This is a genomic window from Leeuwenhoekiella parthenopeia (genome assembly GCF_020782115.1).
GTDB classification, from domain to species: Bacteria; Bacteroidota; Bacteroidia; order Flavobacteriales; family Flavobacteriaceae; genus Leeuwenhoekiella; species Leeuwenhoekiella parthenopeia.
This window is the reverse complement of sequence record NZ_JAJGMW010000013.1, coordinates 73,646-87,963: the sequence shown is the minus strand read 5'-3', so window position 1 is coordinate 87,963 and position 14,318 is coordinate 73,646. Positions and strand designations below refer to the sequence as shown.

The following is a 14,318-nucleotide window of genomic DNA, read 5'->3' as shown; positions in this document are numbered from 1 at the left end:
CAATCCTTGAGAAAAATGGTTTCATCCGTTTTATATAATAACACCAATCGCATTCAACCTGTATAATAACGAATAAATCAACCCTTCAAAGATATTATATATTGATGACCAGAATTTAAGCCTAGTTTTGTAACGTCATACACCCCTAATGACAGGTTGATTTTTCGCCCCCCGAAATTTTTTGTCATTAGCGTATGAAAGAGCGTATTTTGGTTATTGAGGATAATCCTCAGGTAGCAGACTCCCTGTGCTATATCCTGGGAAAAGAGGGGTATCAGGTAACCGCCTGTTTTGACGGACTATCAGCGCTTAATCGGATGGAGCATGAAGACTACGATCTTATAATTACCGATTTGCTGGTTCCCTTTGTGTCCGGGATCAAACTCATCAGACACATCCGTTTAAGTAAACCCGTATTGCCCATTTTTGTGATATCTTCGGTTATGGAAGATAAAGTGATCGAGCACATCAGATTACTTGGGGTTTATGATTTTTTACAAAAACCTTTTAATGCCAGAGACTTATGTGTAGATATTAAAAAACGCCTGCTGGTGGCCTAGTTTAGCTTTAAGAAAACCTTACCATCCGTTTTACGGCAAAACCCCTGGGAACTCCTAATTTTGAAAAAAACAGGAGTCATGAATCGCGCAATATACTTACAAAACAGACCCACAGGAAGACCGGCGCTTTCTGATTTTAAATTCGTAGAAGAAGAAAAGCCAGCTCCCGGTGAAGGTCAGATTTTGCTGGAAACCAAATACATTTCGGTCGATCCGTACCTGCGTGGCCGTATGATTGATGCAAAATCCTATATCCCTCCTTTTGAACTTCATAAACCCATCACTTCCGGAATAATCGCTGAAGTCAAAGAATCGAAGCATCCCGATTTTAAGGCAGGCGATTTTGTAAACGGAATGCTGGCCTGGAAGGAATTTCAGGTTTCTGATGGCAAGAGATTAACTAAAGTAGACCCAGATCAGGCTCCGCTTTCGGCCTATCTGGGAATATTAGGAATGACCGGGCTAACCGCTTACTTCGGCCTCACCGACATAGGTAAACCAAAAGCCGGAGAGACCATTCTGGTTACGGGTGCCGCCGGTGCCGTAGGCAGTGTAGTGGGGCAGCTGGGTAAAATCTTCGAATGTAAGGTTGTGGGTATCGCAGGAAGCGACGATAAGATCGATCTCATTACATCCGATTTTGGCTTTGACGCCGGGATCAACTATAAAACCACCGATGATATGACAGCTGCCGTTGCAGAGGCCTGCCCCGATGGGGTAGATGTGTTTTTTGATAATGTAGGCGGAAGTATTTTTGATGCGGTCATGGCCAACACCAATCGGGGAGCCCGGGTGGTTTTATGCGGCGCAATTGCAGACTATAACAAGACCGAAACTCCAACGGGACCACGGGTAAACAGCACGCTGATCAAAAACAGCATTTTGATGCAGGGCTTTACGGTGGGCAATTACCAAAGCGAATTCCAGAAGGGCATTCAAAAACTGGCCGGTTGGTTAAAAGAAGATAAACTCAATTATGAGGAGACCATCGTCGAAGGTTTTGAGCATACGCCTCAGGCATTTTTAGATTTGTTTGACGGTAAAAACACCGGAAAAATGGTGGTTAAAATCTAAGTATCAGGAGTATAAAATTTTGTGAAATCTGCTACAGAAGAGATGAGGTCTTGTTAAGTATAGGCTAATTGCTGTATCTTTGTGTCCTTATGAAGCAAATTGTAAATCAAATAGGAGCTGTTGCAATGGCCTTTGTGGTGCTTTTTACCACGATGTCCTTTACAGTGAATATGCACTATTGTGGCGATTTGCTGGTAGATTTTTCACTTACCAATCACGCAAAATCATGTGTGATGGAGCAGTCTCCAAAAGATGTGAGTGACTGCGAACTGCAACTTCAGAAAAAATCCTGCTGTTCTGATAAGGAACTTTCAGCAAAAGCACAGGAAGATTTAAAACCTGCTTTTCACGATTTAGATGTGAATCAGCAGCTTTTTATAACCTCATTTCTATTTTCATACGCACTGCTTTTTGAACCTCAGGAAGCAGATTTCAATTCATTTGAGGCTTACTCACCACCACCCCTGATACGGGACGTACAGACGCTCGATCAGGTTTTTCGTATTTGATTCTTTTATTGAATTGAAACCAAATTTGGTTTTAGGTTGTTTTCGCATTCGCGAAAGCATTAACGCACCTGTTTATACCGTGCATTTTTCAATCTAAGTAATCAATAACGTAGTTTATGCTCAATAAAAGCATCAAATTTTTTATCGAAAACAAGTTGGTCGCCTTCCTGCTTCTGACGCTTTTTGTAGGCTGGGGAGTTGCCAATGCACCCTTTGACTGGGACACGGGCCTTATTCCACGTGATCCTGTGGCCGTAGATGCAATCCCGGATATTGGGGAAAACCAGCAAATTGTTTTCACCAAATGGCCCGGGCGCTCCCCGCAGGATATCGAAGATCAGATCAGCTATCCGCTTACCACCGCGCTTCTGGGAATTCCCGGAGTAAAAACCATTCGCTCTTCTTCGATGTTTGGCTTTAGCAGCATCTACATCATTTTTGAAGAGGATATCGAATTTTACTGGAGCCGTAGCCGCATTCTCGAAAAACTGAATTCTTTACCCTCGGGCTTATTGCCGGATGGAGTTAATCCTTCTCTGGGACCGGATGCCACGGGTCTGGGTCAGATTTTTTGGTACACGCTTGAAGGGCGTGATCCTCAGGGTAAGGTTACCGGCGGCTGGGATTTACAGGAATTGCGCAGCATTCAGGACTATTACGTAAAATACGGTCTGGCTTCGGCAGGTGGCGTTTCTGAAGTAGCGTCTATTGGCGGCTATGTGCAGGAATATCAGATTGACGTAAATCCCGAGTTGTTGCGTCAGTACAATATTGGTCTGGACGCGCTGGTCATGGCGGTGAAAGAAAGCAACAAGGAAATTGGTGCTCAAACCCTTGAGATCAATAAAGCCGAATATCTGGTACGCGGATTGGGATATATCAAATCGGTTGCCGATCTGGAAAATGCCGTGGTTACTTCGTCAGATTTTACGGCTATCCGCATCAAGGATATTGCAAAGGTTTCCCTTGGGCCTGCGCCACGCCGTGGTATTTTAGACAAGGAAGGGGCTGAGGTTGTGGGTGGAGTAGTGGTGGCGCGTTACGGCGCAAACCCGATGGAGGTGATTACTAATGTGAAGGAGAAAATCGCAGAGATTAGCGGTGGTTTGCCCTCAAAAACCCTTGCAGACGGCACCAAATCCCAACTGACTATTGTTCCGTTTTACGATCGTACGCATCTTATTGAGGAAACTCTGGGCACGCTCGATGAAGCACTAACGATGGAAATTCTCATCACCATTCTGGTTATTATCGTAATGGTGTTTAACCTCAGGGCTTCAGCTTTGATCTCAGGCTTGTTGCCGGTCGCCGTGCTTATGGTATTTATTGCGATGAAATGGTTTGATGTAGATGCCAATATCGTAGCACTTTCGGGTATTGCAATTGCGATAGGCACCATGGTCGATGTGGGGGTCATCCTCACCGAAAATATGATCAGGCATCTGGATGAGCAGGAGCATCAGACCGAAAAGCTTCCGTTAAACACGCTTATTTACAATGCTACTGCCGAAGTATCAGGAGCTATTGTGACCGCAGTGATGACCACAATCATCAGTTTTATTCCGGTATTTACGATGATTGGTGCCGAAGGTAAACTCTTCCGGCCACTGGCTTTTACCAAAACTGTGGCCCTCGCAGCCTCCCTGGTTATTGCTTTGTTTCTCATTCCGCCTTTCGCGGCCTTGATTTTCCGTAAAAAGCAAATGCGAACTTCCCTCGCCAATGGGTTACAGGTACTTTTAATAGCATTGGGAGTACTGGCTATTGTATTGGGATACTGGTTAGGCCTGGTATTGATTGCTTTTGGTGCGCTCTATTTTTTACGCAAAGCGGAAAAGTTACCTTTTAAGGGTTTGCCACAAGCGGAAGGCATCGTAGTAATTACGGCAATTGTGTTTTTATTGGCGACCTATTGGCGTCCTCTGGGCTTCGACCGAAGCATTCTGATCAATCTTATTTTTGTTGCTTTTATCTGTGGGGTATTTTTTGGAGCCTTCTGGGTCCTGCAGCATTTTTACGAACGCATCCTGCGCTGGGCATTGTCAAACCGGTTGTTGTTCCTGAGCGTTCCGCTCACGGTGTTGATTTGCGGGGGTTTTATCCTAAGCAACACCGGAAAAGAATTTATGCCGGCACTCAATGAAGGCACTTTTCTGTTGATGCCAACTTCCCTTCCGCACGCCGGAGTTGAAGAAAACAAGCGGGTATTGCAGCAGCTCGATATGGCAGTAGCCAGTATTCCCGAAATTGAAACGGTGGTGGGCAAGTCCGGAAGAACGGAGTCTGCATTAGACCCTGCGCCCCTGTCTATGTATGAAAACATCATTCAATATAAACCTGAATTTATGTTTAATGCAAACGGTAAGCGGCAGCGTTATCAGGTAGACGAAGACGGTTTTTTTGTACTTAAGAACGGCGGAAGGACGGCTAATCCCAATTTAGATTTATCTGACGAAAATGATGTCAGTTCGAGCGGTTCTGCTCAACAGGGTCGAAGTACAGTCGAGAGCCCTTTCCAGGTCAGCGCAGATCAGCTGGTAGAAGATGAAGACGGCGAATACTACCGTAACTGGCGGCCTGAAATTGAATCGGCCGATGATATCTGGAATGAGATTGCGCGGGTAACCAAACTTCCCGGGGTAACTTCGGCACCCAAATTACAGCCTATTGAAACCCGTTTGGTAATGCTGCAAACCGGGATGCGTGCGCCTATGGGGATTAAAGTTAAAGGTCAGGACCTGCGCCAGATTGAAGCTTTTGGGCTGGAGCTGGAAACGATTCTAAAACAGGCTGAAGGCGTTAAGGAAGAGGCTGTTTTTGCAGACCGCATTGTAGGTAAACCCTATCTGCTTATCGATATCGACCGGGATCGTCTGGTGCGTTACGGCATCAGCATAGAGCAGGTGCAACAGGTGCTTGAAGTCGCGGTGGGGGGTATGCCCATCACTCAAACTGTGGAAGGTCGCGAGCGTTATGCGGTGCGGGTGCGTTATCCCCGCGAACTGCGGGATACGCCCGATGATTTAAAATCCATTTACGTTCCGGTGGAGAAGGGGAGTCCGGTGCCGCTTAGCGAACTCGTCACAATCAAATACGAGCAGGGGCCGCAGGTGATCAAGAGCGAAGATACTTTTCTGGTGGGCTATGTGCTTTTTGACAAACAGGACGGTTATGCCGAGGTTAATGTGGTCGAAAATGCGCAGCGCCTCATTCAGTCTAAAATTGATTCCGGCGAACTCGTCGTGCCTCAGGGAATCAGTTATCAGTTTACGGGGACTTATGAAAACCAGCTGCGGGCGGAAAAAACACTGAGTGTCGTTGTACCCCTGTGTTTGCTCATCATTTTCCTGATTTTGTATTTTCAGTTTCGGTCTGTTTCTACATCGCTTATGGTCTTCACGGGCATCGCCGTGGCTTTTGCCGGTGGCTTTATTATGATGTGGCTGTACGGTCAGGATTGGTTTTTAAACTTCAGTTTTTTTGGCGAAAATGTCCGGGATCTGTTCAATATGAAAACCATAAATCTCAGTGTGGCGGTTTGGGTAGGCTTCATCGCCCTTTTTGGTATTGCTACCGATGACGGTGTTGTGATGGCGACCTATCTGACGCAGACTTTTGAAAAGGAAAGCCCTGAAGATCGTAAAGAAATACGCGAGGCGACGCTTATCGCAGCAGGCAAGCGTATACGTCCGTGTCTGATGACTACGGTAACCACGATTTTGGCACTCTTACCGGTACTCACGTCGACCGGAAGGGGAAGTGATATTATGATCCCGATGGCAATCCCCGTTTTCGGCGGAATGATCATCGACGTAACTTCCTATTTCATCGTTCCGGTTTTATACAGCTGGTACAAGGAACGGAAGCTTGCTGAAAGTAATAAGTAAGAGGTAAGAAGTGAAAAGTAGAAAGTGAAAAGTAGAAAGTGAAAAATTAAAAATAGATGTCAGTCGAGCGTGTCATGCTGAGCATTTCGGCATAGCTCAATACAGGCCTGTCGAAGCCTAGTTTTTTGAAATACGAAATACGAAATACGAAGTAGAAAGTGAAAAGTAGAAAGTGAAAAGTAGAAAGTGAAAAGTAGAAAGTGAAAAATTAAAAATAGATGTCAGTTCGAGCGTGTCATGCTGAGCATTTCGGCATAGCTCAATATAGGCCTGTCGAAGCACAGTCGAGAACCTATTGTCCGAAATTTTGAAAGTAATTGAGGAATGTCATGCTGAGCATTTCGGCATAGCTCAATACAGGCCTGTCGAAGCCTAGTTTTTTGAAATACGAAGTAGAAAGTAAGAGGTGAAAAGTAAGAAGAAATTGTTACGAGTTATTGGAATAGAACGATTCAACGATTCCACTTTTTACAGAACCGCAAACCGAATAATAAATAATGAATAACAAATAATGAACAGCATAAAACCATACAAGGGTGTGCTAACCTTGATTTTGGCCCTCCTAATCTTAGGCATCACGGACTTGAACTCTCAGCAACTCAGTGATTATCTCGAGCAGGCGGTTGTGGCAAATCCCGAGATCAGGGCCTACGAACTTCGCTACAACGTGGCTCAGGAAAAGGCCACTGAAGTGAATACACTACCTGATACCGAGTTTGCAGTGGGTTATTTTGTGAGTACACCCGAGACGCGCACGGGGGCGCAGCGCGCCCGTTTTTCGGTGAAGCAAATGCTGCCCTGGTTTGGTACCATTAACGCCCGTATTGCCGCTCAGGATGCTATGGCAGAGGCTGAGTATCTGGAATATGTGATCGCAAAGCGAAAGCTGCAGCTCGAGGTGGCCCAAAGCTATTATACAATGTACGGCATTAAGGCCCGGATGCTCGTTTTACAGCAAAATAAAGAACTTTTAAAAACCTATGAAGAGTTGGCCCTGACTGCGGTTGAGGTGGGCAAAGCTTCGGCGGTAGATTTTTTAAAAATTCAGATTAGGCAGAACGAACTCGAGGCGCAACGCCGGGTGCTTGCCGAAGAACTTACGGCCGCACAGATTCAGTTTAATGCGTTGTTGAATGCCGAAGGATCAGCGCCGGTGCGTATTGTTGACAGTCTGGCGATTCCGGCCTCAGATCCGGAAGCTTCGCTGGAAGTTTTGGAGCAAAACCCGGAGCTGCTCAAATACGACCGGATCTACGAAAGTATCGCCAGTGCCGAAGCGCTCAACCAGCGCGAGGCTGCTCCCAAGTTTGGAGTAGGCCTTGATTATATTCCGGTATCGGAACGCACCGATATGATGATGCCCGACAATGGGAAAGATATTGTGATGCCTATGGTTTCGGTTTCGGTGCCTATTTTCAATAACAAATACAAATCGGTCACCCGGCAAAACGAGTTGAGACAGCAGGAAGTTGAAGCCCAGCGTTCGCAACGCCTCAACATGTTACGAAGCCTTTTCGCTGAAGCGCAAAAGAATAGAAACACCGCCCGCATACAATACAATACACAGGAGCAAAACTTAAAACAGGCACGGGATGCCGAGTCTATTTTGCTGAAAAATTACGAGACCGGAACTATAGATTTTAGTGAAGTGCTCGATATACAGGAACTGCAATTAACTATTCAAACCAAACAAATCGAAGCGGTACAGCGCTATTACGGGCAGGCCGCAATACTCAATTATCTAATTCAATTTTAAAAATTAAACACTATGAAAAACACAGTAAAATTTGTAATGATCGCGGCTATCGCGCTAAGCATCACCTCTTGCGGAAACGACAAAAAGAATAATAATGAGGGCGAAGACGCACTGGTAGAAGAGCGTATGGTTGACGAGCAGGAAATGGAAGGAATGGACCATATGGATGGAGCAGATATGGATCATTCGATGCACACAGATGCCGAAATGAAGACAGATAATGCCGCGCTAAGCTTTGAGGATGAGAACGTGGCCGCAGTGTGGAATGCCTACAACAGCGTTCGTTTGGCCCTTATAGCTTCAGACCCGGCTAAAGCGAAGCAGGAGGCTGCAAATCTGGCTATGATTTTTGACGAAAGCAATGCTAAATTAAAATCTGCTGCCAGTGCTATCGCTGCAAGTGAAGATTTAAAAGTGCAGCGTACCGCATTTTCACAGTTCTCTAACGCCGCCGAAGCTTATTTTAAAGGAACTTTAAACAGCGGAACCCTTTACAAGCAGCATTGTCCGATGGCTTTTGATGGTAAAGGTGGAGACTGGCTCTCTAATGAAGCGGCTATCAAAAACCCGTATTACGGAGACCAGATGCTTACCTGTGGCTCTGTGACCGCTACCATCACCAAGTAGGATTACTTCCTGCTCCTGAACTTTAAGGCCCTGGAATCTAAACGGTTCCAACCTGTGAAACAACCAAACCATAAATAGTACGTGACTATGAATGATTTTTTAAAACAATGGGGCGAGGCAGCCTATACAACAACCGGATTTTTTTGGATGGCACTTTGGGCGTTTGCCCTGGGCTATGTGATAAGTAGTATGATCCAGATTTTTGTAACCGAAAAGAAGATGCAAAAAACCATGGGAGGAGCCGAGGAAAAAGGCGTTTTGCTGGGCACCTTCTTCGGGTTTATCAGCAGTTCGTGCAGTTTTGCAGCTTTGGCATCGACCAAATCCCTATTTAAAAAAGGAGCCAGTTTTGTATCGAGTATCGCCTTTTTGCTGGCTTCTACTAATCTGGTTATCGAATTAGGAATCATCATTTCTATATTTCTGGGATGGCAGTTTGTGGTAGGCGAGTACGTTGGCGGAATTTTATTGATACTCATCAGCTGGCTGTTAATACGCCTCATCAACCCTAAGAAGCTCATTGAAAAAGCCCGAAAAAATTTAGAGGACAACGACAAAGATAACGACGAAAATTCCAAATCCTGGAAGGATAAAATGCAGTCTGAAGAAAGTTGGGCTAAGGTTTCCAAGCAATATGGGATGGAGTGGAAGATGGTTTGGAAAGATGTCACCGTAGGCTTTACCATCGCAGGTATTGTCGCGGCCTTTGTGCCCGATGCTTGGTTTCAAACACTCTTTATCGGCACCGGTAACGGTAATACTGATTTCTCATTTCTTGAAATTCTGGAACATATTGTAGTGGGTCCCGTGGCCGCTTTTATCACGTTTATCGGTTCTATGGGTAATATTCCGCTGGCGGCTTTGCTTTTTGGTAAAGGTGTTAGTTTCGCAGGGGTAATGGCGTTTATCTTTAGTGATCTGGTGGTGTTTCCTATTTTGCGCATCAATGCCAAATACTACGGGTGGAAGATGTCTTTGTTTATTCTCTTCCTGCTTTTTAGCGCATTAGTAGGAGCTTCGTTAATCCTGCATTATTCGTTTGACTTGTTCAGTATTCTACCGGATTCTTCACAGGTCACAATTCAGGATTCCGAATTTTTCAAAATCGATTATACCTTTTACCTCAATCTGGTCTTTTTGGCTATTTCGGGATACTTGCTCTACCTGGGCTTTTTTAAGCGAAAGGATATTATGCATATGAAGGAAATGGCGCCTAAGAGTAAAACTCTGGAGAGCACACTGAAGTATGCAGCTTTTATTTGCTATGTATGGCTCGCTGGTGGCTTGATTGTTAAGTTTTTTGCTTAGAATGAAAAAGGAGTACTACATAAAAAATATGGTTTGCGATCGCTGCAAGCAGGTGGTCCAGCAGGTTGCTGAAGCAGCACAGGCTAAAGTAGATCGTTTGCAATTGGGTAATGTGGTACTTGAGGTTAATGAGGCTTTTGATGAGCAGCTGTTTGAAAACGAATTGCAGAAAAAAGGATTTGAACTGATGCAACATCCTGAAGTACTGCTTGCCGAAGAAATCAAACTGGCACTGATAGAGCGAATAGATGATAATGTGGAAGAAAACCTCACTTCCTATCTGGTAAAGAAACTGAACAGGGATTACAGCCTGCTCAGTAAGACCTTTAAGAAGGTTGAAGGCCAAACCCTCGAGAAATTTGTGATCAAGCTGAAGATTGAAAAGGTAAAGGAGTTGATACAGATGAACAGGCTTTCTTTTTCTGAAATCGCACACAGGCTAGGCTATAAGTCGATACATCACCTTTCGGGACAGTTTAAAACCACCACCGGAATGACGATGAGCGCCTATAAAAGCAGTCAGGAATGGAATAGGATTGGCATTGACAATATTGTGTAAATACTATCTGTAATTCTGTAAATCAAAGCAAAAGGCACAGCTTATTTTTGGTTTAAAATCAAAAAATCATGAAACATACCTATAGCATAAGCGGAATGACCTGTAACGGCTGTCGCAATCACGTAGCACAAACCCTTGCACAGGTTGAAGACGTTCAGGAAGTGAGTGTCGATCTGGAAAAGGCCGAGGCACATATTACGATGGAAAAGCACATTGCTTTGGAAACTTTTCAAAAAGCCCTAGATGCAGATGGAGGGGGGTACAGCATTCACCCATTAAAGGAGCACGCAGCGATGACACACACGTATCACATTCACGGAATGACCTGCAACGGTTGTCGCAATCACGTGGAGCAAACGCTGGCCGGGGTTGAAGGCGTGAAAAATGTGGAGGTCAATTTAGAAAAAGCGGAAGCGTTTATCGAGATGGATCATCACATTAAACTCGATACATTTAAGGAGGCCCTTGAATCGGATGGCGGCAACTACAGTATTCATATGCCCGGCGATCACCAGTATCACGATAAGAATCATAAACCGAAAAATGCATTAGGTAAGAATAAGACGGGCGCTTCGTCCCCCAATGGGGGCTCGGGGGCTTTTTACTGCCCGATGCATTGCGAGGGTGATAAGACCTATGATCAACCGGGAGATTGTCCGGTTTGCGGAATGGACCTGGTAGAAGAGGTATCTGCCGTTCCAGGAAGTACAAATGCAGGTAGTTATACCTGTCCCATGCACCCCGAAGTCGTAGAGGACGAGCCCGGAAGCTGCCCCATTTGCGGGATGGATTTGGTTCCTAAAGAACCCGATCTTTCTGCTGAAGAAAAGACTTACAAAAAGCTGCTGCGCAAATTGTGGATTGCAGGGGCTTTTACCCTGCCTATTTTCATCATTGCCATGAGCGAGATGATCAGCAACAATCCGCTGTACGATCTGATGCCGCTTAAATACTGGAACTGGGTGCAGTTTGCACTTTCGCTTCCGGTGGTGTTTTATGCGACCTGGATGTTTTTTGAGCGTGCCTGGAGATCGGTTAAGACCTGGAATCTCAATATGTTTACGCTTATCGGCATCGGTGCCGGGGTAGCCTGGTTGTTCAGTTTGTTTGGGATGCTGGTGCCCGATTTCTTTCCGCCTCAATTCAAGACCGAAGCGGGTACCGTGCACGTCTACTTTGAGGCAGCGACCGTTATCCTTACCCTTGTCCTTATGGGGCAGGTGCTTGAAGCCCGTGCCCACAGCAAGACCAATTCTGCCGTTAAAGAACTGCTGAAACTGGCGCCCAACAAAGCGATAAAAGTGGTTGACGGGGAAGAAAAGGAGGTGTCCATAGATGCTATCGAAAAGGGCGATATTTTACGTGTAAAACCCGGTGACAAAATTCCGGTAGACGGTGTCATTACCGAGGGAGAGACCTCCATTGACGAGTCTATGATTACCGGGGAGCCTATGCCGGTTTCTAAAGCCGAGGGCGATTCGGTGAGCAGCGGTACCATCAACGGCAGTCAGTCTTTTTTAATGAAAGCCGAAAAAATAGGCGGAGAAACCCTGCTGGCCCAAATCATCGAGATGGTTAATAAGGCCAGTCGCAGTCAGGCGCCTATTCAGAAACTAGCCGATAAGATTTCGTCGTATTTCGTGCCGGTGGTGGTGGTTATTGCGGTGCTCACTTTTGTGATCTGGGCTGTTTTTGGCCCTGAACCGGTGTACGTTTATGCACTGGTAAACGCCATTGCCGTGCTCATCATAGCCTGTCCCTGTGCTTTAGGGCTTGCCACACCGATGTCGGTTATGGTTGGTGTGGGTAAAGGTGCGCAAAATGGGGTGCTGATTAAGAATGCCGAAGCCCTCGAAAAAATGGATAAGATAGATACGCTTATCATTGATAAAACGGGTACCATAACCGAAGGGAAACCTTCGGTAGAAGCTATAGGCAGTGCTGCGGGTTTTGACGAAAGTCAAGTTCTCACCTACATCGCCGCGCTCAATAATCAGAGTGAGCATCCGCTGGCTGAGGCAACCATCCGCTATGCGAAAGAACAGGGAATGAAACCCGGTAAAGCCGAAAACTTCAAAGCGGTAACCGGCAAGGGCGTGACAGGAAGTTTTGAAGGTAAAAACCTGGCACTTGGTAATGAGAAAATTATGCAACAGGCAGAGGCCGCCATTCCTGAAGCCTTGCAGCAGGAAGCGCTTGCCCAACAGAAGAAAGGCAAAACCGTTTCGTTTCTGGCGGTAGATCAAAAGGTGGTGGGCTATGTGGTGATTTCAGACAAAATCAAGGCTACCAGTAAACAGGCCATTAACGCCTTACGGGAGAAAGGTATTGACGTCATTATGCTTACCGGTGATAATGAAGATACGGCCCGTGCGGTAGCGCAGGAATTAAACCTTAGCAGTTTTAAGGCCGGAATGCTTCCGCAGGATAAATTAAGCGAAGTAGAACGCCTGCAAAAAGAAGGGCATCGTGTGGCTATGGCCGGTGACGGGATCAATGACGCTCCCGCTTTGGCACAAAGCAACGTGGGGATCGCTATGGGCACCGGTACCGATGTGGCCATAGAAAGCGCGGCTATTACATTAGTAAAAGGCGATCTTCACGGTATCGTAAAAGCCCGAAACCTGAGCGATGCAGTGATGTGCAACATCAAGCAAAACCTGTTTTTCGCGCTTATTTACAATTCGGTGGGAGTGCCGGTTGCAGCAGGAGTATTGTTTCCGTTTTTTGGAATTTTACTTTCGCCGATGATTGCAGCCCTGGCGATGAGTTTCAGTTCGGTATCGGTAATCGTAAACGCCCTGCGCCTGCGCAGGAAATCTTTAGAATAACCTATGGGGAAATTAAGAGCACGTAAAAAAATCAGAAAAATACACCGGTATTTGGGATTGTTTATCGGGATTCAGTTTATCATGTGGACGGTAAGCGGACTCTACTTCAGCTGGACCGATATTGATGAGATTCACGGCGATCATTTTAGGCAGGAGGTCAGTAAGACAGCCTTTGGCGAACTCATTAGTCCGGCAGCATTAGATTCGACTTTAAAAATCTCAAGTCTTGTGCTGCGCGAAATCAATAGCAAGCCGTATTACTGGATTAACAACAGTTCTTTATACGATGCTCAAACAGGTTATTTAAAAGACGGAATCACCTCTGAAGAAGCCCTCAACATTGCGGCCTTGCACATCAAACCCGAGCTGAAGGTTGCAGGAATTGAAAAAATAGAAGCGACGGATGCACATCACGAGTATCGGGAAAAATTGCTTCCGGCTTATGTTGTGAGCTATGAAGGCGACGATGCGTTAAAGGCCTATATTTCTGTGGCTGACGGAACTTTTCAAACCTTACGCCATCGCGAATGGCGCTGGTTTGACTTTTTATGGATGACCCACACGATGGACTATGAAGGCCGCGATGACATCAATAATGAGCTGTTGCGCATCTTTTCGGTTTTGGGATTAATAACCGTGCTGAGCGGCTTTGTGCTGTGGTACATCAGTTCGCCCACGATTAGAAAATGGAGCAGAAGAAAATAACCTAATTCAAAACCAATGAAAACGACTAACGACTCGCACACCAAACCGAAAGCCTATACCAAATTCCTGTTGATGCTGGCCTGCTCTTTCGCAGCGATGTACATCACGATGTATTTAAATACCTACGAGATAGACCACGTTTACTTTAGCCTTACCCGCTTTTATATGTCCTTATTGGGTATTTGTACAATGGCAGTAATTATGCTGCTGTTTATGCTGAATATGTACACGCATAAGCTTAAAAATGCAGCTATTTTGATAGGAAGTCTGGTGGTTTTTTGCAGCGCCTTGTATTTAGTAAGAGCGCAGAAACCTATAGGAGATGTTTCGTGGATGAAAGCGATGATTCCGCATCATTCCATCGCTATATTAACCAGCAACCGGGCCGATATCAAAGATCCCGAAGTAAAGAAACTGGCAGAAGAAATTATTAAAGCTCAGGAAAAAGAGATTGCAGAGATGAAGGCGATGATTAAGCGTCTGGAAGCTGCAGAATAAAAAC

11 protein-coding genes are annotated in these 14,318 nt (G+C 45.6%); all 11 read left to right on the top strand.

Annotated features, from left to right (window positions below):
- Positions 1 to 194 precede the first annotated feature (194 nt).
- On the top strand, positions 195 to 560 hold the full coding sequence (locus LLW17_RS11130; protein ID WP_228230338.1) for a response regulator: 366 nt from the start codon (positions 195 to 197) through the stop codon (positions 558 to 560).
- Positions 561 to 638: 78 nt separating this feature from the next.
- Positions 639 to 1,634: an NADP-dependent oxidoreductase gene (locus LLW17_RS11125; protein ID WP_228230337.1), complete on the top strand. Its 996-nt coding sequence runs from the start codon at positions 639 to 641 to the stop codon at positions 1,632 to 1,634.
- 89 nt (positions 1,635 to 1,723) lie between these two features.
- Positions 1,724 to 2,143 (top strand): HYC_CC_PP family protein, encoded by a 420-nt coding sequence (locus tag LLW17_RS11120; RefSeq protein WP_228230336.1) that lies wholly within the window; start codon positions 1,724 to 1,726, stop codon positions 2,141 to 2,143.
- Between the two features lie 116 nt (positions 2,144 to 2,259).
- Complete coding sequence (locus tag LLW17_RS11115; RefSeq protein ID WP_228230335.1) at positions 2,260 to 6,030, top strand: efflux RND transporter permease subunit; 3,771 nt, start codon at positions 2,260 to 2,262, stop codon at positions 6,028 to 6,030.
- A gap of 511 nt (positions 6,031 to 6,541) precedes the next feature.
- A complete protein-coding gene (locus tag LLW17_RS11110) occupies positions 6,542 to 7,786 on the top strand; it encodes a TolC family protein (protein ID WP_228230334.1) in 1,245 nt (414 codons plus the stop codon).
- A gap of 12 nt (positions 7,787 to 7,798) precedes the next feature.
- Positions 7,799 to 8,413: a DUF3347 domain-containing protein gene (locus LLW17_RS11105; RefSeq protein ID WP_228230333.1), complete on the top strand. Its 615-nt coding sequence runs from the start codon at positions 7,799 to 7,801 to the stop codon at positions 8,411 to 8,413.
- An 87-nt stretch (positions 8,414 to 8,500) separates the two neighbouring features.
- Positions 8,501 to 9,721, top strand: coding sequence for a permease (locus tag LLW17_RS11100; protein ID WP_228230332.1), 1,221 nt, complete (start codon positions 8,501 to 8,503; stop codon positions 9,719 to 9,721).
- A gap of 1 nt (position 9,722) precedes the next feature.
- Positions 9,723 to 10,280, top strand: a complete 558-nt coding sequence (locus LLW17_RS11095; protein ID WP_228230331.1) for a helix-turn-helix domain-containing protein — start codon at positions 9,723 to 9,725, stop codon at positions 10,278 to 10,280.
- Positions 10,281 to 10,348: 68 nt separating this feature from the next.
- Positions 10,349 to 13,111 (top strand): heavy metal translocating P-type ATPase, encoded by a 2,763-nt coding sequence (locus LLW17_RS11090; protein WP_228230330.1) that lies wholly within the window; start codon positions 10,349 to 10,351, stop codon positions 13,109 to 13,111.
- Positions 13,112 to 13,114: 3 nt separating this feature from the next.
- A complete protein-coding gene (locus LLW17_RS11085) occupies positions 13,115 to 13,816 on the top strand; it encodes a PepSY domain-containing protein (RefSeq protein ID WP_228230329.1) in 702 nt (233 codons plus the stop codon).
- Between the two features lie 15 nt (positions 13,817 to 13,831).
- Entirely contained in the window at positions 13,832 to 14,314 is a 483-nt protein-coding gene (locus LLW17_RS11080) for a DUF305 domain-containing protein (RefSeq protein ID WP_099646745.1), read from the top strand.
- Positions 14,315 to 14,318: the final 4 nt, after the last annotated feature.